Source organism: Amycolatopsis sp. SB7-3 (assembly GCF_041021335.1).
In the GTDB taxonomy this organism is placed as follows: Bacteria; Actinomycetota; Actinomycetes; order Mycobacteriales; family Pseudonocardiaceae; genus Amycolatopsis; species Amycolatopsis japonica.
Genome location: NZ_JBFPJQ010000001.1, coordinates 2120306 through 2146284, shown reverse-complemented (window position 1 = coordinate 2146284; position 25979 = coordinate 2120306). Strand labels below are relative to the sequence as shown.

25 protein-coding genes are annotated in these 25979 nt (G+C 68.4%); 16 read left to right on the top strand and 9 right to left on the bottom strand.

The genetic code is table 11. The features are described 5' to 3' along the window. Positions 1-15: 15 nt before the first annotated feature. Together AB8M46_RS10505 and AB8M46_RS10500 are read right to left on the bottom strand one after the other, a co-directional pair. The gene (locus tag AB8M46_RS10505; RefSeq protein WP_037334464.1) at positions 16-528 is read right to left on the bottom strand and encodes a DUF742 domain-containing protein; all 513 of its coding nucleotides are present in this window, start codon (positions 526-528) and stop codon (positions 16-18) included. Positions 529-684: 156 nt separating this feature from the next. Then, complete coding sequence (locus AB8M46_RS10500; protein WP_394360173.1) at positions 685-2979, bottom strand: (Fe-S)-binding protein; 2295 nt, start codon at positions 2977-2979, stop codon at positions 685-687. A gap of 153 nt (positions 2980-3132) precedes the next feature. Between AB8M46_RS10500 and AB8M46_RS10495 the strand changes: the two genes are divergently transcribed. From AB8M46_RS10495 to AB8M46_RS10485, 3 genes are read left to right on the top strand one after another with little or no spacing between them, the layout of a single operon-like run. Next, complete coding sequence (locus AB8M46_RS10495; protein WP_037334469.1) at positions 3133-3459, top strand: multidrug efflux SMR transporter; 327 nt, start codon at positions 3133-3135, stop codon at positions 3457-3459. Beyond that, the gene (locus tag AB8M46_RS10490) at positions 3460-4020 is read left to right on the top strand and encodes a TetR/AcrR family transcriptional regulator (RefSeq protein ID WP_016338154.1); all 561 of its coding nucleotides are present in this window, start codon (positions 3460-3462) and stop codon (positions 4018-4020) included. A 22-nt stretch (positions 4021-4042) separates the two neighbouring features. After that, positions 4043-4477 carry a GNAT family N-acetyltransferase gene (locus tag AB8M46_RS10485; RefSeq protein WP_037334472.1) on the top strand — a complete coding sequence of 145 codons (435 nt, stop codon included), beginning with the start codon at positions 4043-4045 and terminating at the stop codon, positions 4475-4477. 62 nt (positions 4478-4539) lie between these two features. Here the strand turns inward: AB8M46_RS10485 and AB8M46_RS10480 are convergent, their stop codons facing one another. Continuing rightward, positions 4540-5079, bottom strand: coding sequence for a YbhB/YbcL family Raf kinase inhibitor-like protein (locus tag AB8M46_RS10480; protein WP_350598537.1), 540 nt, complete (start codon positions 5077-5079; stop codon positions 4540-4542). A gap of 161 nt (positions 5080-5240) precedes the next feature. On the opposite strand from AB8M46_RS10480, the gene AB8M46_RS10475 reads away from it, so the two are divergent. The 7 genes from AB8M46_RS10475 to AB8M46_RS10445 all read left to right on the top strand — a co-directional run bounded on the left by AB8M46_RS10475 (position 5241) and on the right by AB8M46_RS10445 (position 12530). Next, positions 5241-6008: a DUF4097 family beta strand repeat-containing protein gene (locus tag AB8M46_RS10475; RefSeq protein WP_037334478.1), complete on the top strand. Its 768-nt coding sequence runs from the start codon at positions 5241-5243 to the stop codon at positions 6006-6008. A 26-nt stretch (positions 6009-6034) separates the two neighbouring features. After that, complete coding sequence (locus AB8M46_RS10470; protein WP_378422367.1) at positions 6035-6706, top strand: DUF4097 family beta strand repeat-containing protein; 672 nt, start codon at positions 6035-6037, stop codon at positions 6704-6706. Next, positions 6703-8109, top strand: coding sequence for an alpha/beta hydrolase (locus AB8M46_RS10465; RefSeq protein WP_394360172.1), 1407 nt, complete (start codon positions 6703-6705; stop codon positions 8107-8109). The genes AB8M46_RS10470 and AB8M46_RS10465 overlap by 4 nt, the downstream gene beginning before the upstream one ends. 166 nt (positions 8110-8275) lie before the next feature. Beyond that, positions 8276-10147, top strand: coding sequence for a molecular chaperone DnaK (dnaK, locus tag AB8M46_RS10460; protein WP_016338148.1), 1872 nt, complete (start codon positions 8276-8278; stop codon positions 10145-10147). Next, entirely contained in the window at positions 10144-10887 is a 744-nt protein-coding gene (grpE, locus tag AB8M46_RS10455) for a nucleotide exchange factor GrpE (protein ID WP_037334489.1), read from the top strand. Before dnaK ends, grpE begins: the two co-directional genes overlap by 4 nt. Before the next feature lie 33 nt (positions 10888-10920). Further along, entirely contained in the window at positions 10921-12096 is a 1176-nt protein-coding gene (dnaJ, locus tag AB8M46_RS10450) for a molecular chaperone DnaJ (RefSeq protein ID WP_037334492.1), read from the top strand. 5 nt (positions 12097-12101) lie between these two features. After that, positions 12102-12530 carry a heat shock protein transcriptional repressor HspR gene (locus AB8M46_RS10445; protein WP_037336183.1) on the top strand — a complete coding sequence of 143 codons (429 nt, stop codon included), beginning with the start codon at positions 12102-12104 and terminating at the stop codon, positions 12528-12530. 115 nt (positions 12531-12645) lie between these two features. Here AB8M46_RS10445 and AB8M46_RS10440 read toward each other — a convergent pair whose 3' ends face one another. The 4 genes from AB8M46_RS10440 to AB8M46_RS10425 all read right to left on the bottom strand — a co-directional run bounded on the left by AB8M46_RS10440 (position 12646) and on the right by AB8M46_RS10425 (position 16858). Further along, a complete protein-coding gene (locus tag AB8M46_RS10440) occupies positions 12646-13248 on the bottom strand; it encodes a DUF305 domain-containing protein (protein ID WP_394360171.1) in 603 nt (200 codons plus the stop codon). 7 nt (positions 13249-13255) lie between these two features. Further along, on the bottom strand, positions 13256-14011 hold the full coding sequence (locus tag AB8M46_RS10435) for a lytic polysaccharide monooxygenase (RefSeq protein ID WP_037334498.1): 756 nt from the start codon (positions 14009-14011) through the stop codon (positions 13256-13258). Between the two features lie 159 nt (positions 14012-14170). Continuing rightward, the gene (locus tag AB8M46_RS10430; RefSeq protein WP_370323670.1) at positions 14171-15379 is read right to left on the bottom strand and encodes a globin domain-containing protein; all 1209 of its coding nucleotides are present in this window, start codon (positions 15377-15379) and stop codon (positions 14171-14173) included. A gap of 273 nt (positions 15380-15652) precedes the next feature. Next, a complete protein-coding gene (locus AB8M46_RS10425) occupies positions 15653-16858 on the bottom strand; it encodes a globin domain-containing protein (RefSeq protein ID WP_172843548.1) in 1206 nt (401 codons plus the stop codon). A 270-nt stretch (positions 16859-17128) separates the two neighbouring features. Between AB8M46_RS10425 and AB8M46_RS10420 the strand changes: the two genes are divergently transcribed. The 4 genes from AB8M46_RS10420 to AB8M46_RS10405 all read left to right on the top strand — a co-directional run bounded on the left by AB8M46_RS10420 (position 17129) and on the right by AB8M46_RS10405 (position 22677). Next, positions 17129-17593: a MarR family winged helix-turn-helix transcriptional regulator gene (locus AB8M46_RS10420; protein ID WP_037334501.1), complete on the top strand. Its 465-nt coding sequence runs from the start codon at positions 17129-17131 to the stop codon at positions 17591-17593. Between the two features lie 75 nt (positions 17594-17668). Next, positions 17669-18853, top strand: coding sequence for an MFS transporter (locus tag AB8M46_RS10415; protein ID WP_394360170.1), 1185 nt, complete (start codon positions 17669-17671; stop codon positions 18851-18853). 88 nt (positions 18854-18941) lie between these two features. Next, positions 18942-21539 (top strand): ATP-dependent chaperone ClpB, encoded by a 2598-nt coding sequence (clpB, locus tag AB8M46_RS10410; RefSeq protein WP_037334507.1) that lies wholly within the window; start codon positions 18942-18944, stop codon positions 21537-21539. Positions 21540-21966: 427 nt separating this feature from the next. Next, positions 21967-22677 (top strand): hypothetical protein, encoded by a 711-nt coding sequence (locus AB8M46_RS10405; protein ID WP_037334510.1) that lies wholly within the window; start codon positions 21967-21969, stop codon positions 22675-22677. On the opposite strand, the gene AB8M46_RS10400 is transcribed toward AB8M46_RS10405, so the two are convergent. After that, a complete protein-coding gene (locus AB8M46_RS10400) occupies positions 22674-23807 on the bottom strand; it encodes a hypothetical protein (RefSeq protein WP_394360169.1) in 1134 nt (377 codons plus the stop codon). The genes AB8M46_RS10405 and AB8M46_RS10400 overlap by 4 nt on opposite strands. A gap of 121 nt (positions 23808-23928) precedes the next feature. On the opposite strand from AB8M46_RS10400, the gene AB8M46_RS10395 reads away from it, so the two are divergent. Continuing rightward, a complete protein-coding gene (locus tag AB8M46_RS10395) occupies positions 23929-24696 on the top strand; it encodes an SDR family NAD(P)-dependent oxidoreductase (protein ID WP_394360168.1) in 768 nt (255 codons plus the stop codon). On the opposite strand, the gene AB8M46_RS10390 is transcribed toward AB8M46_RS10395, so the two are convergent. Next, positions 24693-25373: an MgtC/SapB family protein gene (locus AB8M46_RS10390; RefSeq protein WP_394360876.1), complete on the bottom strand. Its 681-nt coding sequence runs from the start codon at positions 25371-25373 to the stop codon at positions 24693-24695. The genes AB8M46_RS10395 and AB8M46_RS10390 overlap by 4 nt on opposite strands. Positions 25374-25434: 61 nt before the next feature. Here AB8M46_RS10390 and AB8M46_RS10385 point away from each other — a divergent pair, with 61 nt between their 5' ends. Continuing rightward, entirely contained in the window at positions 25435-25914 is a 480-nt protein-coding gene (locus AB8M46_RS10385) for a PepSY domain-containing protein (protein ID WP_037334520.1), read from the top strand. The last annotated feature ends 65 nt before the right edge of the window (positions 25915-25979 follow it).

Below are 25979 nucleotides of genomic sequence, written 5' to 3'. Positions count from 1 at the left end.
GCGGGTGCGCCGATCTCACAGGCGACGCAATCCCTGCAGGACGCGTTCCATCAAGGCGAGTGCCGGATGACCGTCGAATTCAGCCTGCGTTTCGTGAACGGTGACCAAACCGAGTTCGGCCATGTCACCCAAAAGGACCTTTGCAACGCCGAGTGGAACACATAAGGACGCGGCCACTTCGGCGACCGAAGTCGGACGACGGCAGAGTGATCTCACGGAATGGAATTCGACGCTGAATCCCGGGGCGGTCCACGGTGCGTCGTTCCGGACGGAAATCATCGCTTCGATCGCGAAGTTCCGCTTGGACTGCGTGCGTCCGCCCGTGCGGACGTACGGGCGGACGCGCGTGCGTTTCCGTTCCTGTCGCGGCGGCCGCCGCGCGGCCGGGATGCTGGGGATGGTCGCTTCCTGGGCCACTCTGGCGAGTGCCGCGGACGACGGGATACGGGCGGTCGGGCGAACGGTCGGCGATCCCGGTGTGGCGAGCCGGTGCTCTCTGACCGAGCGGAGTTCGTGACGGTTGCCCATTGATTCCTCGCCCCTTTTTTCCGGATCCGCTGCAGCCTATCGCCACGGTGTACCGCCGAACGGGTAATGGAACGAAATAACCGCACCGGGGATAAAACAAGAGGGAACATTCTCTCGCATTATGTGCGAGAGAATGTCCCCTCCGGGTGTGACGTTCTACTTGTCTTCCTCGGGCAGCGGAGTTCCGGTGGCCGTTTCGTCGGTCGGCGTGTCGGCCTTTCCGTCGAGTTCGGCGTCCGAGACCGCGTCCAAGGAGGGTGCGCCCGCCGGGACCAGTTGCGGCTCCGGCTTCCGCTTGACGGCGGTCAGCAGCAGCTGGGCGACGTCGACGACCTCGACCTTCTCGCTCGCCTGCCCGTCGCTCTGGCGCGCGGTGACGCCGTCGGTGAGCATCACGCGGCAGAACGGGCAACCGGTCGCGATCTTCGAGGGGGCGGTGCCGAGCGCTTCGTCGACGCGCTCGACGTTGATCCGCTTGCCGATCTTCTCTTCCATCCACATCCGCGCGCCACCGGCGCCACAGCACATCGAGCGGTCGCCGTGCCGCGGCATCTCGCGCAGCTGGGCGCCCGAAGCGCCGACGAGCTCACGGGGAGCGTCGTAGACCTTGTTGTGGCGGCCCAGGTAGCACGGGTCGTGGTAGGTGACGTCCTCGGCGACCGGGGCCACCGGGGTCAGGTGCTTCTCCCGCACCAGGCGGTTGAGCAGCTGCGTGTGGTGCACGACGTCGAACTGCCCGCCCAGCTCCGGGTACTCGTTCGCGAGGGTGTTGAAGCAGTGGGCACAGGTGACGACCACCTTGCGCGCCTTGCGTTCGCGGCCCTCGAACACCGAGTTCAGGATCTCGACGTTCTGCTGCGCCAGCATCTGGAACAGGAACTCGTTGCCCGCGCGGCGGGCCGGGTCACCGGTGCAGGATTCCTCCGAACCGAGCACGGTGTACTTGACGCCCGCGATGTGCAGCAGCTCCGCGACGGCCCGCGTGGTCTTCTTCGCGCGGTCCTCGAACGCGCCGGCACAACCGACCCAGAAGAGGTACTCGGTGTCGCCGAGGTCGCCGTCGAACACCGGCACCTCGAAGTCCAGGTCCTCGGTCCAGGCGAGCCGGTCCTTGGCGTTCTGGCCCCACGGGTTGCCCTTGTTCTCCAGGTTCTTGAACATCCCGTTGAGCTCGCTGGGGAACGCGGACTCGATCATCACCTGGTAGCGGCGCATGTCGACGATGTGGTCGACGTGCTCGATGTCCACCGGGCACTGCTCGACGCAAGCGCCGCATGAGGTGCAGGACCACAGCACCTCGGGGTCGATGACGCCGCCGTCGTCGCCGATGAGGGCCTTCTGGGACTCGGCGATCGCGAGGACGTCGATACCCGCGTACATGTTGTCGCCGGACAGACCGATCTCGTCGCCGGCCATGTCGCGCTTGCCGCCCGCGAGCAGGTACGGCGCCTTCGCGTAGGCGTGGTCGCGAAGCTGCGTGATGAGCAGCTTCGGCGAGAGCGGCTTGCCGGTGTTCCACGCGGGGCACTGCGACTGGCAGCGGCCGCATTCGGTGCAGGTGGAGAAGTCCAGCCAGCCCTTCCAGCTGAAGTCCTCGATCTTGCCGACGCCGAAGGTGTCCTCGTCCGGGTCCGCTTCTTCGAGGTCGAGCACCTTGCCGTTGCTCATCATCGGCTTGAGCGCGCCCAGTGCGACGCCGCCGTCGGCCTCGCGCTTGAAGTAGATGTTGAAGAAGGCGCTGAAGCGGTGCCAGGCGATACCCATGGTCATCGTGCGCGCGATGACGAACAGCCAGATCGTCGCGCTCATCAGCTTGACGAAGGCGAACACCGAGACCAGGTCCGGGCTGGCGGGCAGCAGTTCACCGATCGGGTGCGAGACGAACGCGGCCCAGATCGGGGTCTCGTGGACGTTCAGCGCGGACTTCGCGGCACGGACGCCGATGATGCCGATGCCCTCGATGAGCACGACGGCCTCGATGAAGTACGCCCACTTGAAGTTGGAGCCCTGGAAGCGGGACTGCCGGTCCGCGCGGCGCGGGTGGTTCTTCTGCCGGATCCAGATCAGCACCAGGATGCCGACGATGGTGCCGACCCCGAGCAGCTCCATGAGCAGCTGGAACAGCGACCAGTCGTCGAGGATGGGCCAGCCCCACGTCGGGACGAAGACCTCGCCGTACGCCTCGAACAGCGCGAGCGACCCGATCAGGAAGCCCCACATGACCAGCCAGTGCGCCGGGCCGACGCTCTTGACCTTGTTCATCCGGGTGTGCGCGGCGAATTCCTTGATCAAGGTCTTCATGCGCGGGATGAACGGGCCGTTGCGGGTCGAGTCCGGCTGACCGAGGCGGATCACCCGCACGAAGCGGGCGATGGTCGCGAAGAACATTCCCCAGGCGACGACGCCGAGCAGGACCGCGATCCCGCCGAGCGTCAGCTGTACAGCGCCCATCTTCGGGTGCCTTTCGTCCGAGTGAAGCGTGTGGTGGTGGGGGCAGACTAATGCTTCTTACTGATGGGTAACCCACTGACCGCGCCCAAGTCCCACCGATGTGGTGTACGCCTCTCTTTGTTTTAAGACGATCGTCCAGGTAGTTTTTGTGACATGGGTGCGTATCTCCTTCTGGCTTTGGCCATCGCCGCTGAGGTATCCGCGACCGTGTCGTTGAAACTTTCCGAGGGCTTCAGCAAGGTGGGGCCGTCGATCGTCGTGGTCGTCGGATACGCCGTCGCGTTCGTCGCGCTCGCGTATGTACTGAAGGCGGGCGTGCCGGTGAGCGTCGCGTACGCGATCTGGGCCGCGGCCGGGGTCGCGCTGGTGGCGGCCGTCGGGATGGTGTTCTTCAAGGAGCCGGTCAACCTCTCCGTGATCGCCGGTCTGGTACTGGTGGTCGGCGGCGTCGTGTTGATCGAGGCAGGGAGCGCGCACTAAGTGAAGATCCAGGTCGACGGCCGCAAGGCCAGGGGCGAGAAGCGGCGCGAAGAGATCATCGCGGCCGCGTTGCGGGTGATCGAACGGGACGGCGTCGCCGGCGTCACCCATCGGACGGTCGCCGCCGAGGCCGGCGTGCCGACGGCTTCGACGACCTATCACTTCTCGAGCCTCGACGACCTGCTGATCGCCACCCTCATCTCGTGCGCCCGGGATATGGCGACCGAGGTCTACTGGATGATCGACCGCGCCCGCTCGCGCGGCAGCCGCGGCGCGGAAGAGGTCGCCGGGCTGCTCGCGGAGGCGTTGGGCCCGCGCCGCGGGCGGACGATGGCGGAGTACGAGCTGTACCTGCTGGCCGCGCGCAAACCCGAGCTGCGGCCGGCCGCCCGGCGCTGGCTGGACGTGCTCACCTCGATGGTCCGGCACGACGACGAGGTCGCGTTCCGGGTGTTCCTCGCCGGGATCGACGGTCTGCTGATCCAAGGCCTCATCGACGACGAGCCGCCGTCCGCGGAGGAACTGCGGCCGGTGGTGGACTACCTGCTGAAACCTCGTTGACCTGCTGGGTAGCGTTCGGATCATGAGGATCGTCGGCGCGTACGAACTGGATGACGACCCGGCACGGGTGGACCTCGACGTGGTGTGGAAGCACCTGTCCACCGGCGTCTACTGGGGCAAGTGGCGAGACCGCGAACTGGTCGAGAAGGTCTTCAGGAACGCTTGGCGCGTCGTGGGGGCGTACGAGACGTCGACCGGTCGTCTGGTCGGCTTCGCGAGGGCGTTCTCGGACACCATCGGCAGTGCTTATCTCGCGGACGTCTTCGTCGTCGACGACGCGCGTGGCGCTGGGCTCGGCAAGGAACTGGTCCGGGAGATGATCGACAACGGGCCGGGCGCGGAGTTCCGGTGGATGCTGCACACCGCCGACGCGCACGGGTTGTACCGGCAGTTCGGCTTCGGCGACCCGCCCGAAGGGCAGTACATGGAGCGGGGCCGGGCGAACGGGCAGGTCTAGGGCGGTCGTGAGTGGCGATTCGGGTTAGAACCCGAATCGCCACTCACGACCCGCTGTACCGATCAGCCCTTGTTCTCGTGCAGGGCCGTCAGCGACGCCCGGGCGATCGCGTGGCCGAAGAGGTTGAAGCCGAGGAACGCCGGCGTCGCGTCTTCGCCGACTTCCAGCTTTTCGACGTCGACGGCGTGCACCGTGAAGATGTACCGGTGCGGCCCGTGTCCGGGCGGCGGAGCCGCACCGAGGAACTGCTTCACGCCGCCGTCCCCCTTCAGGGTGACGGCGCCCTCCGGCAGACCGGAGCCCGTTTCGTCGCCCGCGTTCGCGGCGAGCGCGGTCACCGACGCCGGGATGTTGAACACCGCCCAGTGCCAGAATCCGCTCGCCGTCGGGGCGTCAGGGTCGTAGCAAGTCACGGCGAAGCTCTTGGTCTCAGCGGGGAACCCCTCCCACGACAACTGCGGGGAACGGTCCTCGCCGCCCGCGCCGAAGATCCCGGAAAGCTGGGGTGTCGGCAGGAAGCCGCCTTCTTCGATGTCGGTGCTGCTCAGGGTGAAGGCAGGCAGATCGGGCAGGAAGCTGTACGGATCGGGTGCCTGCGGCATGCGTCCTCCTGGTCGTTGAACAGATGACGGAGCCAGGTTATGACCCCGAGGGCCCGGGTGCGGGTTCAGGGACGAATCCGGGGGTTACCCCTATGTCCAAGCCGTCGTGGTGCCCTTAGCGTCGGGTTACACGAAAACCTGCTCTGGAGGGACTCAAGACCATGGCGCGCCCACTCCTCGCAATCGGCGGCATCGCCTTGATCGGTGTCGGTGTCCTCACCGGCCTCGGCTGGTGGTGGCCGTCCGACGCGGAGGCCACCGCGGAGGTGGCCCAGCCGATCCGCAGTGTGCGCATCGACAACGAGGAGGGCCGCGTCAAGGTGCACGCCGGCGAGGGGCCGGTGCGGATCCACCAGCAGTTCGAGTACCGCGGCGGCAAGCCGGGCGACGCCTTCCGCGTGGAGGGCGACACCCTGGTCCTCGCCGATTGCGGCTCGTCCTGCGAGGTCGCCTACGACGTGGTGGTCCCGGCGGGTATCCCGGTCTCGGGCAAGCTGGACTCGGGGGCGCTCGACATCGCCGGAGCGTCCACTGTGGACGTCACGGTCGACTCCGGTCGGGTCGAGGTGCGCGACGTGCCGGGCACCGTGAAGGTCCGGTCCGAAGCCGGTCGCGTCGACCTGGCGAATATCGGGCAGGCGGTCACGGTGCAGGCGGCTTCCGGTGCCATCAAGGGAGAACGGCTCGGCGGCGACGTCGAAGCACGGACCGACAGCGGCCGTATCGAACTCGAACTCCTCAAGAGTGCCGACGTGACCGCGCGGACCGACAGCGGTTCGGTCGAGGTCACCGTCCCGTCGGGTGAGTACAACGTCACCGGCGGCACCGGCAGCGGCCACCGCGACATCGAGGTGAACCAGTCCGGTTCGGCACAGCACAAGCTCGATCTCAACACCGACAGCGGAAGCGTCACGGTCAAAGCGGCCTGACAGACTTATCGGGGGAATACTTTCTCATGGGGAACAAGGAGAAGCGCGTCCTCGGCGCGCTCGCTCTCGGCGCGCTGACCGCCTTCGGGATCGTCGGCTGCACAGGGGAATTCCAGCAGAAACTGAGTGACGGCGCGCCCGTCACCGAGCAGATCACCGCGATCCGGGTGGACGTGCCGGTCGGCACGGTCACGCTGCGGGTCGAGGACGGTGCGCCCGTCTCGTTGCGCCGCGAAGTGACTTATAACGGCAAGAATCCCGGGAAGACGTACAGCGTCGAGAACGGCACGCTGGTCCTCGGCGGCTGTCAGCAGTGCGGCGTGGACTACGACGTCGTGGTGCCGCGCGAGCTGGCGGTCTCCGGGTCCATCGGCACCGGCAAGATCACCCTCGCCCGCGCCGCCTCGGTCGACCTGAAGGGCGACGTCGGCGACTTCAAGGTGATGGGCACGTCCGGGCCGGTCAACCTGCGCACCGGCACCGGCGACATCGAAATCGGCCTGGCGAAGCCGGGCGCGGTCACCGCGAACGCGGAGGTCGGCAAGGTCGTCGTCACCGTTCCCGACGGCGCGTACCAGGTCCGTGCGAAGGCGGAGACCGGCAAGGTCGAGACCGGTGGCGTGCGGCAGGACCAGGCTTCGGCGAACGTACTGGACCTCCAGTCCGGCACCGGTTCGATCACGGTGAAGCCCGCATGAAAGCGCTCGCCGCCGTCGCCGCGCTGACCCTGCTTCCGCTGACCGCGCTGCCGGCGTCCGCCGCGTCCGGGATCGACTGGAGGCCGTGCGCGACCGAGTACGCGCCGACGCTGGAATGCGCGAACCTCCGGGTGAGCGGCGGTTTTTCGATCGCGCTGGCGAAACTGCCCGCGACCGATCCCGGGCGCCGTATCGGTTCGCTGCTGACGAATCCGGGCGGGCCGGGTGGTTCCGGGGTCACCGTGCTCAAGTACGGCGGCCGCGGTTTCGCGCTGGACAAGCCGGAAATGGCCGAAGTGCGGCAGCGGTTCGACGTCATCGGGTTCGACCCGCGCGGCGTCGGCGAAAGCACGCCCGCGATCACCTGCGGGCCGGATCTGCACGATCCGGCGGTCAGCCGGTTCCCGCGGAGCCGCGCCGATTACGACAAGCTCCTGGCGCACAACCGCGCCTCGGGTGAGGAATGTCTGAAGAGGACCGGGCGAGCACTGTCCTCTGTGGACACATGGCACGCCGCGGACGACATCGAAGCGATCCGTGGCGCTCTCGGCGAGCCGAAGGTGAACTGGCTCGGCGTCTCCTACGGTTCCGAACTCGGCGCCGTGTACGCGGAGAAGTATCCGAACCGCATCCGGACGATGGTGCTCGACGGCGCCGTCGACCACTCGCGGCCGACCAGGCAGGCGGTCCTCGAAGAAGCCGTCGCGACCGAAGGCGCACTCAAGGACTTCGCGCAGTGGTGCACGACGTCGGCCGACTGCGTGCTTCGCGGCAAGGATGTCCTCGCCACCTACGACGCCTTGATGCGGACGCCCGGCGGCGTGCCGTCGAAACAGCTCGGACGGAACGTGACCGCCGAGGAGATGGCGTCCGGGGTCTACGGCAACCTGATCCTTCCCGCGTTCTGGCCGGGCTTGGCGAAGGCGATCGACGCCGCGACGGCGGGCGACGCGGACGGACTGCTGCCGTATTCGCAGCTCGACCCGTCCTACGGCGCGTACCGCGCGATCGGCTGCCACGACTTCGGCTCGCCGTTCACCTCCTACGCCGACATGAGGGCGATGCAGGGACTGGTGAAGACGCTCTCGCCGCACGGCTGGCGGTACTCGGAGTTCTGGGACATGGCGAGCGGGTGCGCGGCCTGGCCGGTGCCCTCGGCGTACCTGCCGCGGCCGCAGAAGGTGAGCGGCGCCGCGCCGATCCTCGTGGTCGGCGGTGAACACGATCCGGCGACGCCGCTCGTTTGGGCGAAGGGGCTCGCGAGGAACATCGAGAACTCGACGTTGCTCGTCGACGCCGGGTACGGGCACACGGGGCTGCTGAACTCGGCCTGCGTGCGCTCCGAAGAGGTGAAGTACCTGGTGAGCGGTGTCACACCCGCTCCGGGCACGGTCTGCCGGTAGTCCGGGAACAAGACGACCGTGCCGCACGTTGAGCCGGATACAAGGTTGAGTGAGGGTGACTCAAGTCCGGCTTGACGGAAGCCCCACCATCCCGATACAACTTGCGTTGAGCCCACTCAAGGTGGGCGAGAACGTGCAGGTCACGAACTAGCAGGAGGATCACACCATGGCGCGAGCGGTCGGCATCGACCTCGGCACGACCAACTCGGTCGTCGCTGTCCTTGAGGGCGGCGAGCCGACGGTCATCGCCAACTCGGAAGGTTCACGCACCACCCCGTCCATCGTCGCCTTCGCCAAGAACGGCGAAGTGCTGACCGGCCAGCCGGCGAAGAACCAGGCCGTGACGAACGTCGACCGGACCATCCGGTCGGTCAAGCGGCACATCGGTACCGACTGGAAGACCGAGATCGACGGCAAGGCATACACCTCGCAGGAGATCAGCGCCCGCGTGCTGATGAAGCTCAAGCGCGACGCCGAGGCGTACCTGGGCGAGACCATCACCGACGCGGTCATCACCGTCCCCGCGTACTTCGAGGACGCGCAGCGGCAGGCCACGAAGGAGGCCGGGCAGATCGCCGGCCTGAACGTGCTCCGCATCGTCAACGAGCCCACCGCGGCGGCGCTGGCGTACGGCCTCGACAAGGGCGAGAAGGAACAGACCATCCTGGTCTTCGACCTCGGTGGCGGTACGTTCGACGTCTCGCTGCTGGAGATCGGCGAGGGTGTCGTCGAGGTCCGCGCGACCTCCGGTGACAACCACCTCGGTGGTGACGACTGGGACGAGCGGATCGTCACCTGGCTGGTCGACAAGTTCAAGTCGTCCAACGGCATCGACCTCACCAAGGACAAGATGGCGCTCCAGCGCATCCGTGAGGCCGCCGAGAAGGCGAAGATCGAGCTGTCCAGCTCCAACTCGGCCAGCATCAACCTGCCGTACATCACGGTGGACGCGGACAAGAACCCGCTGTTCCTCGACGAGCAGCTCTCCCGCGCCGAGTTCCAGAAGATCACCTCGGACCTGCTCGAGCGCACCCGCAAGCCGTTCAACAACGTCATCCGTGACGCGGGTGTCGCCGTCGGCGACATCGACCACGTCGTGCTCGTGGGTGGTTCCACCCGCATGCCCGCCGTGTCCGAGCTGGTCAAGGAGCTGACCGGCGGCCGCGAGCCGAACAAGGGCGTGAACCCGGACGAGGTCGTCGCGGTCGGCGCGGCGCTGCAGGCCGGTGTGCTCAAGGGTGAGGTCAAGGACGTCCTGCTGCTCGACGTGACCCCGCTTTCGCTGGGCATCGAGACCAAGGGCGGCGTGTTCACCAAGCTCATCGAGCGCAACACCACGATCCCGACCAAGCGTTCGGAGATCTTCTCCACCGCGGACGACAACCAGCCGTCGGTGCAGATCCAGGTGTTCCAGGGTGAGCGCGAGATCGCGGCGCACAACAAGAAGCTCGGCATGTTCGAGCTGACCGGTCTCCCGCCCGCCCCGCGTGGCGTGCCGCAGATCGAGGTCACCTTCGACATCGACGCCAACGGCATCGTGCACGTCCTCGCGAAGGACCTCGGCACGAACAAGGAGCAGTCGATGACGATCACCGGTGGCTCCGCGCTGCCGAAGGACGACATCGAGCGCATGGTCAAGGACGCCGAGGCGCACGCCGAGGAGGACAAGCAGCGCCGCGAGGAGGCGGAGACCCGCAACCAGGCGGAGACGCTGGTCTACCAGACCGAGAAGTTCGTCAAGGACAACGAGGACAAGCTGCCCGACGAGCTCAAGGGCAAGGTGAAGTCCGCGATCGACGAGGCCAACGAGGCGCTCAAGGGCACCGACTCGGCGAAGATCCGCGAGTCCATCGAGAAGCTGAACACCGCTTCGCAGGAGTTGGGCACCGCGCTCTACGCCAACGCCACCCCGGGTGCCGAGGGTGCCGCCGGTGAAGGCGCCGCCGGTGCGGCGGGCGCGGGTACCGGTTCGCAGGCCAAGGCGGACGACGTCGTCGACGCCGAGATCGTCGAAGAGGACGAGAAGGACAAGAAGTGACGGGACGCTACGACGAAACCGAGGGCCGGGGCCCGGAGGAACCGGTGGTCGTGCGGGACCGTAGGCGGATCGACCCGCTGACCGGTGAGGTCCGCCCGGCTGCCCCGGCCGCCGAACCCCAGGACGGCCCGAAGCACGCCGCTCCGAGTGAAGACACCGCATCGACCGAGCCGGAGCCCGCGACCCACGCGGGCCCCGGCCTCGGGGAGTCCATTGTGGACGACTCGGTGTCGGTGGCCACGGGACTGGAGAAGGAGCTGGCGGAACGCACCGCCGACCTTCAGCGTCTCCAGGCCGAGTACGCGAACTACCGCAAGCGCGTGGACCGCGACCGCGAGCAGGTCGTCGTCGGCGCGAAGGCGTCGGTCGTCGGAGACCTGCTTCCGCTGCTCGACGATCTCGAGCGCGCGGAGCAGCACGGCGATCTGACCGGTGCCTTCAAGGCGGTCGGCGAGAAGCTGGTCGGCAGCCTGCAGCGGTCGGGCCTCGAAGCGTTCGGCACCGAAGGCGAGCCCTTCGACCCGAGCGTGCACGAGGCCGTGCAGCACAGCACGTCCCCGGACGTCACCGGGCCGACGGTCACCATGGTCATGCGCCGCGGTTACCGCTTCGGCGAGCGCGTGCTGCGTCCGGCGATGGTCGGGGTCACCGACCACGAGCCGGGTGGCGCCCCGGTGGACCCGCCGGTGGGCGGCGAGCTGCCGCTCGAGGGCGAACTTTTCGATGAGAACAACCGCTGATCGGCGATACGGCGTGAAAGGAGGAGACGTTCGGTGAGTGCACGGGAATGGATCGGTAAGGACTTCTACCGTGAACTGGGCGTCTCCTCCGACGCCACCGCGGACGAGATCAAGAAGGCCTATCGCAAGCTGGCCAAGGAGAACCACCCCGACGCCAACGCGGGCAACGCGGAGGCGGAGAAGAAGTTCAAGGCGGTCTCCGAGGCGTACGGCGTGCTGTCCGACACGGCCAAGCGCAAGGAGTACGACGAGGCTCGCCGCCTCTTCGGCTCCGGCGGTCCCGGTGGCTTCGGCTTCCCGGGTGGCGGTGCCGGCGGCGGCGGTTTCGACGTCGGCGACATCTTCGGCCAGGCGGGTCAGCAGCAGGGCGGCTTCGGCGGTCTCGGCGACATCCTCGGCGGGCTGTTCGGCCGCCGCGGCGCCGCGGCCGGTGCCACGGCGAACCGGCCGCAACGCGGATCGGACGTCGAGACCGACGTCCGGATCGACTTCACCGAGGCGGTCAAGGGCGCGACCCTGCCGCTGCGGCTGTCGAGCCCGGCGACCTGTTCCACCTGCGGTGGCAACGGCGCGAAACCGGGGACCTCCCCGAGGACGTGCGCGACCTGTCAGGGCAGCGGGCTGGTCAGCCGCAGCCAGGGCGCGTTCGCGTTCTCCGAGCCGTGCCGCGACTGCCGCGGCCGCGGTCAGATCATCGACGACCCGTGCCCGGAATGCGCGGGCGAGGGCATCAGCACCCGCACTCGCACGCTGACCGTGCGGATCCCGCCGGGCGTCGCCGACGACCAGCGGATCCGGCTGGCGGGCCAGGGCGAACCGGGCCGCGGCGGCGCGCAGCCGGGCGACCTGTACGTCCGCGTGCACGTCGCTCCGCACACGTTGTTCGGGCGCAAGGACCTCGACCTGACGATCACCGTGCCGGTGTCCTTCACGGAGCTGGCCCTCGGCGGCACGATCACCGTGCCGACGCTCGAGGGCAAGGTCTCGCTGAAGGTGCCGCAGGGTACGGCGAGCGGTCGCGTGCTTCGTGTGCGCGGCAAGGGAATCGCGAAGCGTGACGGCTCGCAGGGCGATCTGCTGGTCACCCTGCAGGCGGCCATCCCGGCCAAATTGGACGACAAGGCCCGTGAAGCGCTGGAGGCGTACGCGGAAGCCATGGCCGACCACGACCCGCGACCGGAGATCACCGAACTTCTCGAAGGCAGGTGAGCAAGATGTTCGGCGGGCTGCCGCACGGTGCGGACGAGGACACCCCGGTGTTCGTCATTTCGGTGGCGGCACAGCTTTCCGGCCTGCACGCGCAGACCCTGCGGTCCTACGACCGCCAGGGTCTCGTGTCGCCGGGCCGGACCTCCGGCGGTGGACGGCGTTACTCGATGCGGGACATCGCGTTGCTGCGCGAAGTGCAGCGACTGTCCCAAGAGGACGGTGTCAATCTCGCGGGCATCAAGCGGATCATCGAGCTGGAGAACCAGGTCGACGCGCTCCGCTCGCGTATCGCCGAACTGACCGAGGAGCTCACGGCGGCGTACCTCACCGCCGAACAGACGGCCGCGGCCGTGCACGCCTCCTACCGCAAGGATCTCGTTCCCCTGCGGCAGCAGACGGCCCTCGTGGTCTGGAAGCCCAAAAAACGCAATTAGTCCTCTAAATGCCGCGGGTCCCCAGCCCTCGTGAGTACGTGAAGGCCCCCTTCACCGCGCTAGACGCAGTGAAGGGGGCCTTCACGTACTTCACGCATTCAGAGGACTAAATGCGTCATTGGCCGGGGACCAGGGTCCGGATCTGCTGGACCTCGCCGGTGCGCGAGTCCTGGATCCGCTGGGCCAGCGCCTTCGACTCGGGGTTCTTCCCGTCCTTCAGCTCGGTCCTCGCCAGCGCGACCCCGTTGTGCTGGTGCGCCACGAAGATGTCGGCGAAGTCGAGGGTGAACTCCGGACCATCCTTTTTGGACAGTGCGTCGAGCAGGCCCTTGTCGGTGAGCCCGTCGCCACCGTGATGATGGTGCGCCTTCGGGTCCATGGAACCCGTCTCGGGTTTGCCCCAGGCCTTCAGCCAGTTCCGCATGTCGGTGCTCTCGGTCTGCTGCGTCGCCTCGATCGCGGCCGCGAGATCCTTGAGCTCCTGCTTCTGCCCCTGCTTGGCCTTGACCAGCTTGACGATCTCCACGCCCTGGTTGTTGTGGGCGATCATCATCTGCAGGAACATCACGTCGGCGTCGTTGTACTCCGCGGCCGCCCCGGCCGACTGGGGAACCGGGGAGATCGGGGCGCCGGCGTTGGTTGGTGAGCCATCGCCGGCCCCGCAGCCCGCGAGGGCCACGAGACCGGCGACGAGAACGAGGGCCAGCTTCACTGGCACGTCCCCCTTACTGCCGGGTCCACAAGGCGGGGGTGTTCGGCGGTTCCCAGCCTTGGATCGCGGTATGCGCCAGCTGGCAGCGGTAGGTCGCGCCGCCGTAGGTCACCGTGTTGCCGACCGCGTAGGACGTTCCGGCCGCCCAGGTGCCGCCGGTGGGCGGGTTGCTGGTGCTGGTCGGCGGGTTCGACGTCGTGGGCGGGTTGCTGGTGGTCGGCGGGTTGCTGGTGCTGGTGGGCGGGGTGCCACCGCCGATCTGCAGGTCGATGCAGCTGTAGAAGGCCATCGGCGTGTCCGCGATGTTCCAGATGGCGAGCACCTTCTGGCGGCCGCTGAAGCCGGCCAGGCTCACCGTGTGCGACGTCGGGTCCTTCGGCGCGGAGTTGTTCCCGCTGATGTCGGCGATCTTGGTGCCGCCGATGTAGTACTCGTAGTTCGTGGTCCGGTGGTAGGCGGTGAACTTCCAGTTGAAGGTCACGCTGTTGCCGACCGACGCGGCGGGCCACGGCTTCGACTCGTCGTTGAGTTCGGCGAATCCGGGAAGGCCGCCGTTGCAGCTGCGGAGCCCCTTGGGGCCTTCGACGCTCTGCGGTTCGTAGACGATGGCGCCGCAGCCGGAAACCTTGCCTTGGGCGCAGTTCGCCTGGCGGCTGGGCGGGGACAGCACATAGCCGTGGGCGCTGGCCACCTGCGGGATGGCCACGATGGCGATCGGGGCGAGGATCGCACCGGCGGCGGCTGCCACGAGCTTGCGTTTGACGGTCATGCCGGCTCCTGGGGATGGAACGACGGTGTTCCCGTGAGGGGGAGCAATGTGGTCTAGACCATAAATCCGCCGGTGACCGTGGTCAATGATTCACTGACCTACTGCTGCGTCGGGCCCAGGTGGAACAGCCGATCGGCCTAATACGAACGAAGTATCACCTCAGTCCAGGGTGAAGGGGTCGTACTTGATCCGGCCCAGGTCCGTGCCCGCGGCGAGCAGCTTCGCGATGGTCGCCCGGATCATCGACGGCGACCCGGCGACGTACACGTCACGCTCCTTCCAGGCCCCGCGCTGCGTGACCGCCGTGGCCAGCGTGCCGCGGTCACCGCCGGTGACGGCGCCTTCCTCGGTCACCGGTGTCACCGTCAGCCAAGGGCAGGTGACGGTGAGCCCGCGGAGTTCGTCGAGGGCGTAGAGGTCTTCCGGACGGCGCCCGCCGAAGAACAGGTGCACCGGCGGGTTGTTCTTCCAGCGCGACATGTCGTCGAGCAGGGCGAGCAGCGGCGCGACGCCGGTACCGCCGCCGATCATCAGCAGCGGACGGCTTTCCGTGTGACTCACCGAAAGCGCGCCGAGCGACGGGCCGAGGCGCCAGACGTCGCCGAACCGGGTGTGGTGGACGATCGCGCGCGAGACCCAGCCGCCGCGCACGGCGTGCACGTGGAACTCCATCGTCCCGTCGTCGTGCGGCGCGGTGGCCGGCGAGAAGTACCGCCACATCCGCGGCCGTTGCGGGACCTCGACGCTCACATAGCCGCCGGCCCGGTACGGCAGCGGCTGATCGGTGCGCACCTTGACGATGGCGACGTCACGGGACACGACGCGGTGTTCGATGACTGTCGCCTTCCACCACGCCGGCCCGACCTCCTTGCCCGCGGCCTCGCGCATGGTCTTCGAAATGACGCCGTACGCGGTGACCCAGGCGTCCTCCACCTCGGGAGTCCAGTCGTCCTTCAAGAACCTTTTCAACGCGGCGATCAGCGCGACGCCGACGGCGTCGTAATGGCGGCCGAGGACGTCGAACTTCCGGTGGTCCCGGCCGAGCTGGCCGAGGAACGTGGCCAGTTCGTCGGGCCGGTCCACCATCTGCACGACGTAGACGAGAGCGCGCAGCAAACGATTTCGCTGCGTGGCCATGTTGATCGGGAAGAGCGCCCTGGCGTCGGGTGAAACGGAGAAGAGCGCCCCGTAGAAGTATTGGGACAGCTCCTCGGACTTCGTTTCGACGGCGGCGAAACTCTCCCTGATGAGCTTGGCCAGCTGGACGGACTTGTCCGCCGTCGGCGTCTCGATCAAGGGCGGGACGGGAATCGGTGAAGATCTGGACGAACTGGGCGGATGCTCGTACTTCACTGTTTCGGCAGTCATGGGTGAACGATTTTCTCCAGTTGGATCGGGCATATTCTCCAGACCCGATGTCATCGTGCGCGTGTTCCCCCGAGGGTTCTCGACTGTATGCCCGAAAGTCGCGAAAGGATCCACGAATGTTTGTTTCCCGCTCGAACGGAGCAAACGATATACGCGCCGTCAACCCCGTCTGGCACTAAGTAAAGGAATGCGTGATCGGCCGATCGGGTGGGTTTTTCTCCGTGTTCACGAGATCACGTAACGCGGCCGAACACCATTGTGGAATCGAATTTCCTAGTCGATGGTGAAGGGGTCGTACGCGATCTGGTCGAGCGCGCTGCCCGCGACCAGCATCCGGGACACCGTCGCCCGGATCATCGCGGGCGAGCCGGCCACGAGGATCCGGTGTCCCGGCCAGGATCCTTGCTGTGTAACGGCTTCCGCGAGCGTGCCCTGCACGCAGCCGGGGGCTTCTTCGCCGTGTTCGACCACCGGGGTCACGGTGAGCCACGGGTTCGTGGCCGCCAGGGCGCGCAACTCGTCGAGGTCGTAGAGGTCCTCACGCGACGGTCCGCCGTAGAACAACTGCACCTTCGGGTTCTCGCCCCACTGCGCCAGATCGTCCAAGATGGCGCGCAGCGGCGCGATACCGGTGCCGCCCGCGATCATCAGGACGCCGCGGCCGTCGGTCCGGTCGACCGAAAGCCTGCCGAGCGGCGGTCCGAGCCGCCAGACGTCGCCGGGCTGCGTGTGGCTCACGATGGCACGGGACACCCAGCCACCGTCGACCGCGCGCACGTGGAACTCGATGCCGCCGTCCTCGCGCGGCGCGTTCGCCGGCGAGAGGTAGCGCCAGAGCCTCGGCCGCTGCGGTACTTCGACGCTCATGTACTGGCCGGGCTGATACGGCACCGGGAATTCGGGCTGGACGCGGACCAGGGCGAGATCCCAGGTGAGCCGCCGGTGTTCGAGGACGGTCGCCGACCACGACGCCGGGTTGACGTCGGCCGCGGCGGCCTCCTGCATCGCGCGGGCGACGATGGTGAACGCCTCCGCCCAGGCCCGTTCGACCTCGGGTGTCCAGTCCGGACCGAGGTGGTTCTTGAGCGAGGCGAGCAGCGCGGTGCCCACGGCCTCGTAGTGCCGCGGGATGACGCCGAACTTGCGGTGGTCGCGGCCGAGCTGGGTCAGGAACGGGACGAGGTCGTCCGGCCGGTCGACCATCTGCACGATGTGGACCAGCGCGCGGACCAGCCTGCCGCGCTGGACCTCCATGTTGATCGGGAAGAAGTCGCGGGTGGCAGGCGCGAGGGTGAACAGCATCCCGTAGAAGAACTGCGAGATCTCCGGGATGAAGGGTTCCGACTTCGCCCAGGTGTCCCGGATGAGCCGCACCATCGCGGTGACGGCGGGCGGTGCTTCGCGCGGCGCCGAAGACCGCGGGACCGGGCTGACCGCGTCGGCCGTCACGGGCTGGGAGTCGCTGATCGGGAAGCGCATACCGGAAGACAGTTCCCCGGTTTCACGTACGAGGGTCCACTGGAGAAGAATTCACGGATCATTCACCTCTCCGGTCAGTGGCTGTCGGCCGGTCGGCTGAGTTCCGGCTCGTTCGCGAGACTAGCCGCCGAGAGACCTTTTGCCCGCATCGTTGCTCCGGACGGGTGTACTCGAAGCCGGTCCGCAGTGGGCGATCTCACGAGGTAAATAGTTGTCTTACGCAAGTGTCGCCGAATAAAGTTGTACTGTACAAGTAGCCAGGAGGGACCGATGAGCTCCGCGGACGACGCCAGGGTCGAGCTGATGCGTGAGTTGAAGGCCGCCTCGCAGCTGCAGCACGCCTGGATAATGCAGGCGTGGCAGGACGACCCCGGGCTGCATCCGGCGGCCGCGATGCTGCTGTCGGATCTGGCGAAGCACGGCGAGGCACGGCCCTCCGAATTGGCCAAACGACGCTTCGTGGACCTTTCGGTCGTAAGTCGTCAAATTTCCCAGCTGTCCGCGGCGGGCATGGTCGACCGCCGTCCGGCGCCCGAAGACGGCCGCGCGTCGATCATCAGCATCTCCGAGCGCGGGCGCGCGGAGCTGGGGCGCAGGCGGGCCGGATATCTGGAGTTCATGGAGCGCGCGCTGGGCGGCTGGGACGACGAAAAGGTCCTCGAACTGACCACGCGCCTGGCGGAGATGAACGCCGACGTCCGCGCCGCCCTGTCCGTGCGGACCTGCGACGTTTGACCCAGGTCGTTACTACCCGCCGGTCTTGACTGAACGGACCTTTCGTAGCGCTGTGACGCCGGTAGCGTCGTATCAGTGCGTAACCGGGTCGCATTGCTGGTCGCCTTGGGAATCGACAACTTCGGCTCGGGACTTTTCCTCCCGCTCGGGCTGGTCTTCGTCATCCGTGTGGTCGGTCTGCCCCTCGCTCAGGCGGGGAGCGCCGTCACTCTCGGTGCACTGGCCGGCTTGCTCGTCCCCGCGTTCGCCGGACGGCTCGTCGACCTGATCGGCCCGCGGACGGTGATGATCTGCGCCCACGTCCTGCAGGCCGCCGGGGTGGGCGCCTTCCTGCTGGCCCGCGGGTTCGCCGGGGTCGTCGGCGCGTCCGTCATGCTCGCGGCCGGACAGCAGCTGTTCTACAGCTCGCAGTTCTCGCTCATCGCCGACGTCGCGGGTGAAGGACCGAAGGACCGGCCGTTCGCCGAAGCCGCGATGGTCCGCTCCGCGGGCTTCGGGCTTGGCGGGCTCGCGGCGGCCGGGCTGCTGGTGTGGATCGGACGCGAAGGCCTCTACGTCGCCGTGATGCTGGACGTCGCGACCTTCGTCATCGCCGCGGCCATCCTCTCGACGCTCGTCACGCCCGCCCCTCGGCATCTGCCGCGGCGCCCGGGATCCGCGCGGGTCTGGCGGAACCGTCCGTACCTGGCGCTCATCGTGTTCAGCGGCCTCTTCGCGCTCACGATGGACTTCTTCCTCATCGGGATGCCCGTGTACGTCTTCAACGCCTTGCATGGGCCTCGATGGCTTCCCGGCGCGATCATCGCGCTGCTCACCGTCGTCACCAGTCTGGGTGGAGTCCTCGGGCTGCGGCTGACCAGGAAGCTGACCCGGATCGCCGCGATGCGCGCCGGTTCGGCGTTGTTCGCGGTGTGGTGCCTCGCCTGTCTGATGGTGGTGTTCGTGCCGAAGGTGTTCCAGCCGGTTTACCTGCTCGGCGCGACCCTCGTGCTGGCCGCGGGCGATCTCGCGTTCGGTCCGCGCTCCGGGGCGCTGGCCGAAGCGGCGGCGCCACCGGAGGCGCGGGGCCGGTATCTGGCGGCCTTCCAATACGCATTCACGCTCGCCGCGGTGATCGCTCCGGCCGTCGTCGCGCTGTTCTCCGTGGCAGTCTGGATCCCGTGGGTGCTCGTGGCCGCGTGCGCCTGCGCGGCCGTCGTCGGCCTCGGCCGGGTGGGTCCGCGGCTGCCCGCGGAGGCCGTCTCCCCGACCGGGGGCTGAAACTTTTCGGAGTTGAGTGGAACAGACTCAACTTTCCTGACGTTGTACCTGTCGACAGAGCTTTGCAAGACCTAGTACGAGGTGAGGGATGGACGCTTTCAACCCGACCACGAAGACCCAGCAGGCGATCTCGTCGGCGGCCCAGGCGGCCACGATGGCGGGGAACCCGCACGTGGCGGCCGCACACCTGCTCGGCGCCCTGCTGGCGCAGGGTGAGGGGCTCACCGCACCGCTGCTGACCGCGGTCGGGGCCGATCCGGCGCAGGTGCACAAGGAGCTGGAGCCGCTGATCGCGGCGTTGCCGTCGGCGACCGGCGCCACCGTGTCGAGCCCGCAGTTCGACACGAACGCCGTCAAGGCGCTGACGCACGCGCAGAAGCTCGCGACCGAACTCGGCGACGAATACGTCTCGACGGAGCACCTCCTCGTCGGCCTCGCCACCGAAGGCGGGCCGGTGGCCGAGCTGCTCAAACGGCACGGCGCCACCCCGGACGCGCTGCGCGAGGCGTTCGCCAAGGTGCGCGGCTCCGCGCGGATCACCAGCGCGGATCCCGAAAGCACGTTCAAGGCGCTGGAGAAGTACGGCGTCGACCTGACCGAGCGCGCCCGCGCCGGCGAGCTGGACCCGGTGATCGGCCGCGACACCGAGATCCGCCGCGTCGTACAGGTGCTCTCGCGCCGCACCAAGAACAACCCGGTGCTGATCGGCGAACCCGGCGTCGGCAAGACGGCCATCGTCGAAGGGCTCGCCCAGCGCATCGTCGCCGGTGACGTGCCGGAGTCGCTGCGCGGCAAGCGCGTGGTGGCGCTGGACCTCGGCTCGATGGTCGCGGGCGCCAAGTTCCGCGGCGAGTTCGAAGAGCGGCTGAAGGCCGTGCTCAAGGAGATCACCGATTCCGCGGGCGAGGTCGTCACCTTCATCGACGAGCTGCACACCATCGTCGGCGCCGGCGCGACCGGCGAGGGCGCGATGGACGCGGGCAACATGATCAAGCCGATGCTCGCCCGCGGCGAGCTGCGCATGGTCGGCGCGACCACGCTCGACGAGTACCGCGAGCACATCGAGAAGGACGCCGCGCTGGAGCGGCGTTTCCAGCAGGTGCTGGTCGGCGAACCGTCCCCCGAGGACACCATCGCCATCCTGCGCGGGCTCAAGGAGCGGTACGAGGTGCACCACGGTGTGCGCATCACCGACGCCGCGCTGGTCGCCGCCGCGACCCTGTCCGACCGCTACATCACCGCCCGGTTCCTGCCGGACAAGGCGATCGACCTGGTCGACGAGGCCGCTTCGAAGCTCCGCATGGAGATCGACTCGCGGCCCGTCGAGATCGACGAGGTCGAGCGCGCCGTGCGGCGGATGGAGATCGAGGAGATGGCGTTGTCCAAAGAGGACGATGCCGCGTCCAAGGAGCGCCTCGCCGCGCTGCGCTCGGAACTGGCCGAAAAGCGGGAAACGCTGACCGCGCTGACCGCGCGCTGGCAGAACGAGAAGGGCTCGATCGAACGCGTCCGCGAACTCAAGGAGCAGCTGGAGCAGCTGCGCGGCGAGTCCGAACGCGCCGAACGCGACGGCGACCTCGGCAAGGCCGCCGAACTCCGCTACGGCCGGATCCCCGCGCTGGAGAAGGAGTTCCAGGCCGCGACCGAGGCGAACGAGGTCAGCCAGCAGAACGTCATGCTCAAGGAGGAGGTCAGCGCGGACGACGTCGCCGACGTGGTCAGCGCGTGGACCGGCATCCCGGCCGGACGGCTGCTGGAAGGCGAGACGGGCAAGCTGCTCCGGATGGAGGAGGAGCTCGGCAAGCGGGTCGTCGGGCAGAAGGAGGCCGTGCAGGTCGTCTCGGACGCGGTGCGCCGCACCCGGGCCGGCGTCGCCGACCCCGACCGGCCGACCGGTTCGTTCCTGTTCCTCGGCCCGACCGGCGTCGGCAAGACCGAGCTGGCGAAGGCGCTGGCGGAGTTCCTGTTCGACGACGAACGCGCGATGCTGCGGATCGACATGAGCGAGTACGCCGAGAAGCACTCGGTGGCGCGCCTGGTCGGTGCGCCCCCGGGCTACGTCGGCTACGACCAGGGCGGGCAGCTGACCGAGTCGGTGCGCAGGCGGCCGTATTCGGTGGTGCTGCTGGACGAGGTCGAGAAGGCGCACCCGGACGTGTTCGACGTGCTCCTGCAGGTGCTCGACGACGGACGGCTCACCGACGGCCAGGGCCGCACGGTCGACTTCCGCAACACGATCCTGGTGCTGACGTCGAACCTCGGCTCGCAGGCCATCGCCGACCCGGCGCTCGACGAGCGTCAGCGCAACGACGCGGTGATGTCGGTGGTGCAGCGGCAGTTCAAACCGGAGTTCCTGAACCGGTTGGACGACATCGTGGTCTTCCACGCGCTGGGCACCGACGAGCTGACGTCCATTGTGGACATCCAGATCGAGCGGCTCGCCACCCGGCTTTCGCGGCGCCGCCTGACGCTGGAGGTCACCGACGGGGCACGCGAGTGGCTCGCGCTGAACGGCTTCGACCCGATCTACGGCGCGCGGCCGCTGCGGCGGCTCGTGCAGTCGGCGATCGGCGACAAGCTGGCGAAACAGCTGCTGGCCGGTGAGATCCGGGACGGCGACACGGTCCGGGTGGACATCCCGGCCCAGGAGGCGTCGGACGCCCTGACGGTCACGCGGGTGGACTGAGGCCTCGCCTTCTGTACCTCCTTGTCCGAAGTCCGTGAAGGCCTCCTTGAGGGACCCAGAGTCCCTCAAGGAGGCCTTCACGGACTAAGCACACAGGCGCGGCGTGAGCGGAGGCGTGATTCGCGTGATCAGGGACGTGACTCGCGTGATTGGAGGCCGCACTCGGGTGTTCCGCCTCTGATCACGTGAGTTCCGCCTTCGGTCACGTGAGTCACGCCGCTGATCACGCGTGTCGGCCGTCCAATCACGTGAGTCGTCCGTCTGATCACGCGCGATCGCCTGCCGCTCACGAGTGTTGGCGACAGGGAGATTTGTCGACCTTTCCTTGCGTCTTTCGTGGTCTTTCCCGGGTGCCGCACCGAAAGGGGCGCGCGACACGGCGCCCGGCGATCACATCCGGTGAGGGCAGGGGGATACCCTGACCGTCGTGGGTATTCCGGCGTGGATCTGGTTCGTCATCGCCGCCGTCGCCTTGGTGGCGGGGCTGGCGCTGCTCGCGGCCGACCGGGCGAAGGAGGGCTCGCGCAATCGCGAGCGCATGCGCTGGGCCGAGCTGCGCGGCTGGCAGTTCGTCGAAGAGGACGAGCGGTTGCCGCGGCAGTGGTCCAACGGCGCGATCGGCTACTTCGGCGCGCAGCTGGCGGTCAACGTCGTGGCCGGGTCCACCTTCACCTCCGATGGACGGCGCCCCGTCTTCATCTTCGACATCGAGACCGAGGGCCAGATCCCGGCGGTCGTGGTCGCCGTGCGCTGCAACCGCGTGCACGAGACGCCGCTGGAGATGTGGCTGTCCAGCGTGCCGTTCCAGCGCCAGGACATGCCCGAGATGCTCGGCCCGATCGGTCAGCGCTACGCCTTCGCGGACGATTCCGAGGGTGCCCGCAAGGTGATCACGCAGGAACTCGTCGACGCGGCGGATTCGCTCGGCGGCGACGTCGGCGTGGCGTGGCTGGAGAACGAGTGGGTGCTCGCGAGTGTCGCCCCGAACGCCGGGCCGTCGCGGCTCGAGCGGCTGCTGCGCGACCTCGGCGAGATCGCCGACATCGTCGACCCGTTCGACGAGGAGTACGACAACGCGTCGACCCCGGGCCGTCACTGGCAGGCCGAGGCCGCCGACGACATCGAGCCGCAGGCCTAAGCCGGCTTGAGTTCCAGCGGGAGCGCCCCGGCGACGTAGCCGGTGTGCGCCGGCTGACCGAGCAACGTCAGGTCGAGCGTCCCGGACTGCGTCCCATGCCCCGCCTCCGCCGGATCGGTGGTGGGCAGGACCCCGCGCACGGACGACGTCGTGGTGCCGTGCACGGCGGCGATCTCGCCGATGCCGAGGTCGCCGCTGATGGTGTGCGAACCGCCTCCGGTGAATCCGCCGCCGTGCTGCGCCAGATCCACGTCCTGTCCGGTGGTCACCAGCCCGGTCGCCGGGCCGACGGTGCCGCCGAACGCGTGTTCCTGGCCGAAGGCGGCGCCCGAGCCGACGTCGAGCGGGAGTACACCCTTGAACCGGCCGTTGCCGTGCTGTGCCGACGTCGTCCCGACGGCCGCGAGCTCGCCGACGTCGACCGCGTGCCCGGACGATCGCCCGGCCTCCAGGACACCGCCGAGGTCGCCGGAGAATCCGCCGTCGAGGCGGACGGCGCGGTCGAGAGTGCCGCCGACGCGCTGGTCGGTCTCGTTGATCACGCCGACCCCGGGCAGCGGACGGACGGCGTGGTAGGTCCCTTCGGAGGCGCGGAGACCGCGGCCGTCCTGGGAAACAAAGCTGGGGACGCCGGTGCGCGGGTCGAGCGCGACCTCGGTCAGCCGGGCGCCGGTCCGCTCGAGTTCGGTCTCGTTCCCGGCGACGACGCTGCCGTAGCGGTCGACCTTCACGGCTTCGCGCTGGCCTTGTTTGAGGGTCTCGGCGGTCTTCGCCGCGCCGAGCGCGCCGACCTTGTCCGGGCGGGCCGTGACACTCTCGCGGGTCTCGACGGTCTCGCTCACCGAGCGGCGGACGTCCGCGACGGCCTTCGCGTCGCCCAGGTCCTTGCCGAAGACGTTCCGTTCGGTGTTGGTCAAGAAACCGCGGAAGACGGATGTGTCGCCTTCGGTGGTGAAGCCGGCCCCGCGGTCGAGGCTGCCTTCGCGCTGGTGGTCGAGGGGCAGCGGGATCGACGGGTCGGTCTGGGCGGCGATCGCGGTGGCCGGGCCGGCGAGCAACAACGCCAGCGGCGCCGCGCCGACCGCGACTTTGGGCAGGTAGCTCGGCTTTCGCCTGCTGTGCTTCCCCATGGGGGCGGACGATACTTCCCGACTCCGGCCATTGCACGTCAAATCCCCACGGTGGGTGACCCCCACGCTCGCCTCAGCCGAGCGTCTTCCCGGAATCCGACCGAGGAGTAGGTTCGGCGGCATGACACAGACCGCCCTGATCACCGGTGCCACCGCCGGCATCGGTGCACAGTTCGCGCGCCGGCTCGCCGCCGAGGGGTACGACCTCGTGCTCGTCGCCCGCGACGTCGACCGGCTGGAGGGCTTCGCGGCGGAACTGATCGAGGCGCACGGCGTCGACGTCGTCGTCCTACCCGCCGATCTGTCCGAAGTGGACGGACGGGCGCTGGTCGAGGCCCGCCTGGAAGACGAGCCGGTGGACCTGCTGGTGAACAACGCGGGCTTCGGCCTCAACGGCGATTTCTGGACCATCCCGCCGGACGCGCTGCAGCGTCAGCTCGACGTCAACGTCACGGCCGTCCTGCGGCTGACCCGCGCCGCGCTGCCGGGCATGATCGGCCGCGGCGAGGGCGCGATCATCAACGTCAGCTCGGTCGCCGGTTTCTTCAGCGGGCGCGGCTCGACCTACACCGCCAGCAAGAACTGGGTCACCTCGTTCACCGAGGGCATCGCCGCCTCGCTGCCGAAGAACATCCGCATGATGGCGCTGTGCCCCGGGTTCACCACCACGGAGTTCCACGAGCGGGCGGGGCTGGACAAGCCAGGACCGAAGGCGTTCTGGCTCGGTGTCGACCAGGTCGTCGACGAGGCGCTCGCGGATCTGCGCCGCGGAAAGGTGATTTCGGTGCCGAGCCTGCAGTACAAGGCGCTCGTCGCGGTCGGCGGATTGTTGCCGAGGGCGGTGCTGCGCAAACTCGGCGGAGGCTTTGGCGGCAAAGGCCGCACCTAGTCGTCATCGGTGGTCTCGATGGACCGCACGCCTTCGGTCGCGGCGAGCACGGTCGGGGCCGCGGCGTGATCCGGGCCGGTGAGGTCGAGTGAGACCGTCACCTCGCCGTCGCGGTCGTCGGTGATCCGCAAGGACGTGATCGACCATCGGCGGCTCGTGCAGAGCGCGAGCAGATCGCGCAGGACGCCCTGCCCGTCCGCGTAACTCACGCGCAGCCTGGTCGTACCCGTGCCGCCAGGAAGATGCTCGGTCAGCCAGGTGAAACCGAGTACCACCACGAAATGCATGGCCGTCACGACGACCGCCAGCAGCAGCAAGCCAGCACCCGCCGCCATTCCGATGGCCGCGGTCTCCCAGACCGCCGCGGCCGTCGTGAGTCCCCGGATCGCGCCCTGCCTGGTGATGATCAGCCCGGCGCCGAGGAAGCCGACACCGGAGACGATCTGCGCCGCGATCCGCGACGGGTCGAGTACCACCTGCCCGGTCGCGAGGATGTCGCCGAAACCGTACTTACTGACCAAAAGGATCAGCGCGGACGCCGTGCCCACGATCGTCTGGGTCCGCAGCCCGGCGCTCTTGCCCCTGATCTGCCGCTCCAGCCCGATCGCTGCCGAAAGCGCGAACGCCGTCGTCAGCTCGCCGATCTGGAGCCAGCCCTGTCCGTTCGAGACCATCACCCCACAGTGCCATCCGGTCCGGCGACGGTTCGAGCTCGCGGCGGGCGGGTACGCGCGGATCATGAAGTCATCACTTCTCGTCATCGCGGTCGCGCTGACGCTGGCCGCTTGTTCCACCGAGCCACCGCCGGGGCCTGCGGCTCCGGGACCGGAAGCCCAGCCGGTGAAGGCGATCCAAGCCGCGGCGGCCGCCGTGCCCGGCGGGCGGGTGTTCGACGTGGAGCCCGCGAACGACGGCTGGGCGATCAAGGTCGCGTCCGGCGGGCAGGAACACGAGATCCGCGTGAGCCGGGACGGCGGGCAGGTCCTCGGCGATCGGCAAACGGCGAAGCCGAGCGACGATCTGGCGAAAATCGCACAGGCGGACGTCGACGCGGTCAAGGCACTGCAGACCGCGCAGCAACGGCAGCCGGGTGAGCTCGACGAGATGGAGATCGACCGCGCCACCGACGGTGCCCTCGTCTGGCAGGTCGGCTTGCGTGACGGCAAGGGGATCGAGCACGACCTCGACGTGGACGCCAAGACCGGGGCGGTCAGGTAGGGCCCGCCCTACCAAGGAGACGCACGCTCGCCCCAGGGTGCTTCCGACCTGGGATTCCTAGGGTT

Bases quoted from the DNA above. Each gene is read 5' to 3' on its own strand.
- dnaK (WP_016338148.1), top strand. From the start codon at position 8,276: ATGGCGCGAGCGGTCGGCATCGACCTCGGCACGACCAACTCGGTCGTC.
- AB8M46_RS10480 (WP_350598537.1), bottom strand. From the start codon at position 5,079: ATGCCGCAGGCACCCGATCCGTACAGCTTCCTGCCCGATCTGCCTGCC.
- AB8M46_RS10470 (WP_378422367.1), top strand. From the start codon at position 6,035: ATGGGGAACAAGGAGAAGCGCGTCCTCGGCGCGCTCGCTCTCGGCGCG.
- AB8M46_RS10485 (WP_037334472.1), top strand. From the start codon at position 4,043: ATGAGGATCGTCGGCGCGTACGAACTGGATGACGACCCGGCACGGGTG.
- AB8M46_RS10420 (WP_037334501.1), top strand. From the start codon at position 17,129: ATGAGCTCCGCGGACGACGCCAGGGTCGAGCTGATGCGTGAGTTGAAG.
- AB8M46_RS10435 (WP_037334498.1), bottom strand. From the start codon at position 14,011: ATGACCGTCAAACGCAAGCTCGTGGCAGCCGCCGCCGGTGCGATCCTC.
- AB8M46_RS10430 (WP_370323670.1), bottom strand. From the start codon at position 15,379: ATGACTGCCGAAACAGTGAAGTACGAGCATCCGCCCAGTTCGTCCAGA.
- AB8M46_RS10505 (WP_037334464.1), bottom strand. From the start codon at position 528: ATGGGCAACCGTCACGAACTCCGCTCGGTCAGAGAGCACCGGCTCGCC.
- AB8M46_RS10395 (WP_394360168.1), top strand. From the start codon at position 23,929: ATGACACAGACCGCCCTGATCACCGGTGCCACCGCCGGCATCGGTGCA.
- AB8M46_RS10425 (WP_172843548.1), bottom strand. From the start codon at position 16,858: ATGCGCTTCCCGATCAGCGACTCCCAGCCCGTGACGGCCGACGCGGTC.
- AB8M46_RS10465 (WP_394360172.1), top strand. From the start codon at position 6,703: ATGAAAGCGCTCGCCGCCGTCGCCGCGCTGACCCTGCTTCCGCTGACC.
- AB8M46_RS10445 (WP_037336183.1), top strand. From the start codon at position 12,102: ATGTTCGGCGGGCTGCCGCACGGTGCGGACGAGGACACCCCGGTGTTC.
- AB8M46_RS10475 (WP_037334478.1), top strand. From the start codon at position 5,241: ATGGCGCGCCCACTCCTCGCAATCGGCGGCATCGCCTTGATCGGTGTC.
- AB8M46_RS10385 (WP_037334520.1), top strand. From the start codon at position 25,435: ATGAAGTCATCACTTCTCGTCATCGCGGTCGCGCTGACGCTGGCCGCT.
- AB8M46_RS10495 (WP_037334469.1), top strand. From the start codon at position 3,133: ATGGGTGCGTATCTCCTTCTGGCTTTGGCCATCGCCGCTGAGGTATCC.
- AB8M46_RS10400 (WP_394360169.1), bottom strand. From the start codon at position 23,807: ATGGGGAAGCACAGCAGGCGAAAGCCGAGCTACCTGCCCAAAGTCGCG.
- AB8M46_RS10500 (WP_394360173.1), bottom strand. From the start codon at position 2,979: ATGGGCGCTGTACAGCTGACGCTCGGCGGGATCGCGGTCCTGCTCGGC.
- clpB (WP_037334507.1), top strand. From the start codon at position 18,942: ATGGACGCTTTCAACCCGACCACGAAGACCCAGCAGGCGATCTCGTCG.